The organism is Desulfosarcina sp. (assembly GCF_033791525.1).
Taxonomy (GTDB): domain Bacteria; phylum Desulfobacterota; class Desulfobacteria; order Desulfobacterales; family Desulfosarcinaceae; genus Desulfosarcina.
The window spans coordinates 1-2643 of sequence record NZ_JASJGN010000375.1; the positions used below are offsets into that span (position 1 = coordinate 1).

2 protein-coding genes are annotated in these 2643 nt (G+C 50.2%); both read right to left on the bottom strand.

Annotated elements, in window-relative coordinates; all coding sequences use genetic code 11:
* Window positions 1–370, bottom strand: a 370-nt coding sequence (locus tag QNK41_RS18435; protein WP_413815178.1) for an ABC transporter permease subunit, incomplete at its 3' end; no start/stop codon positions are given.
* 460 nt (window positions 371–830) lie between these two features.
* Window positions 831–2234 (bottom strand): IS1380 family transposase, encoded by a 1404-nt coding sequence (locus QNK41_RS18440; protein WP_319259864.1) that lies wholly within the window; start codon window positions 2232–2234, stop codon window positions 831–833.
* Between the last annotated feature and the right edge of the window lie 409 nt (window positions 2235–2643).

Consider the following 2643-nt stretch of genomic DNA (forward strand, 5'->3'; position numbering starts at 1 on the left):
CGGGGATTTCAATGGTTTTGGGGTATCCACCCCAGATGACCAGAACCAGATCTCCGATGATGATGGCCACCGACAGCGAGACCAAGGTCTCTGTCAGGTCATTGCCGCGGGCCCATCGCAGCAGGAACTTCTCTTCCAGCAGAGCTATAACCGCCACGACACCACCGCCCGCGAGCAGGGCCATCAGCCAACTCCCGGTGACACTGATCACGGACACGCCGATGAAGCCACCAGCCAGATAAAGCGCACCATGGGTCAAGTTGACAACACGCATCAGGCTGAAAGACAGTGTCAGCCCGCCGGCCGTAATGAACAGCAGCGCTGCTAGTGTCAGGCCGTTGAGTAATGACATGATGATGAGGAATGACATCTAAATCCTTCTCAGCAATTCTTGCACTAAATAGTTGAATCGTATTGAAATCCCTGATTGGATGGGTATCCAGCGGTTGCCTCCCCGGGAGAGGGTCTTACGGTGAGGCCGTTTATGATGATCAGGATGAATTTTTACAAAAAATGAATCGTATTCAAAATTTTTAGTGCATCATATTCTAATGCAATATATCGGAAGTGTCGGAGCAATGCAATGACTGAGTCTTGTTGTTTTGGGTAAATCTGGGTAAAATTATTTCACCGAAACTGAGCGATTTCACTTTCGAACAGCGCTATTGGGCCAAAAATCCGGGAGTAAAAGCATCCGGAGCATAGTTGCCGGTATTACCGATTCAAATACTCACCCGGTATCAGAATTTTCCGGTTATCGGCTCAAATTTCGCCGTTGACGGGCGCACTGCTCCACCGGTTTTTCAGTGGCAATCGTTTTTCGGTACCCGTTATCCGATAACCGGTGCCATACTGCATCGCTCGAACAATTCGGGCAAGCGCAGGCTTTCAATACACGCCCGGGATACTTTCAGGATCGTTTCCCCGCTATGGAAGACAATTTTTCCGGCAATATCAATCAGCCGTCTACGCACCGTGCTGGCATAGGAGCCAACCGATATAACTGGGGCACTGACATCTTCTTTGAACGATTCGAGCAGGAAATGGCCGACCAGCATCATATAATACCAGGCCGCGTTGGGCGCAAACCGCTTGAAGGGCAGTTGCTCATGGCCAAAATCCTTGATGGCCCGGTTGGCCAATTCGTCACTGCCGCGTTCGTGGTAGCAGGCCACAAGCCTATTGGCCGTCAAATAGTCTGCCGCCCCGGCTTTTTTAAGCATCCAGTCGATCGCCTGGCCTTGACCGATGTTGGTGACGATGACCGTATCCGGACGAAACCCCGGCAGATAAAGCTGCTTGCGGTCATTGTGTATCAACCGACAAAAGATAGCCCGCCGGAATCGCTTCCAGGTACCTTGCCGGCAACCGAACTCGGCATACTGCCAGGCTTCCTTCTTCCTGGATTCAAACCGTTCCCACTGGCTGTCGTCCCAGGTGGCGGCCATTCGTTTAATGTCTTTATACATCTTGCCGCCACAAAGATAGCCGACGTGAAGCGCCTCACAAACCATGAAGATCTTCTGATCGAAAAAACCGCTATCCATACGGATGACGATCGGTACATCCCAACGATATTGCCTTTTGATTTTGATTACCATGTGCCGAATCATGTTCAGCACGCTGTCCCCGTGATTGGAGTGCTTGTCACCGCCACGAAACACCGCATCGACAATCAAGCGTCCCCAGTTCATCTGCAAGGGCTGAAATCCCTTTTTCTTTTTGTAGGTCGGTTTGACGCCGTGCCGGCATTGGGCATCGTCATTGTCCATAACCATCGTATCGATGCCCAGTTCGATCACATCGGGCCGGGTGCTCTGCAGGCGCCAGATAAAAAGGGTTTGCAGAAGACGCCGGAACAAAAACACGCGCGTCCAGGCAAAGGCTTTGAAAAAGCGTTTGACTTGATGAGAAGAAGCCATGTCCGCTCGATCGGTTTCGATGCTGCCGGCATATCCTTCATCTTGCGAGAGCTGATCGAAATAGGTCAATCGCCGGCTGGTGCCATCGACAAAGAAGCACAGCACCTGCTTGAAAAGTTCCGTTATGCCAATGCCTTTGCGGTTTTTACGGATGGAGGCGAACCAGCGATCGAACCAGCTGAAAATCTCGATGTTGTGCAAATAGGCCACGAACAGGGCCAGGCCCGCCCTGCCGGTCAACCGGTCGGAGGTGGCTTCGATGCGTCGAATTTTAAGTTCACTTTGCCGGTAATTTTTGCTATATCTGTTCATAGAGTCCTTTACCTATCGGGTGGAGTTATTCTTGTTGCTACCTTGGCAGGTTTTAACAAGTATTATAACATATTACCCGATGTTAGAGGACTCTTTTTATTTAAATATCGCTCACTTTAGGATATAGGGTCTCGAAATGTGAAACTCCATCGGAACCAGCATATAGAGAGCAGCGTAATCGATAGGATGAATCGTCTGATAGACAGCGACGCGAAAATCAAAAAAACGCATTGAACGATTGACCCAAAACATTATAAAGAGTCAAAAATAGACTTGACCCCTAACGACTAATTGAAAAGGATGCCAATGCCGATTATAGCTCCCGGGCGATACGGCTACGCCCATCTCATCGCGGCCATCTGTTTTTCCATCCAGGCCCTCGGGGTGGGAGCATTTATCGCCTTCGGCG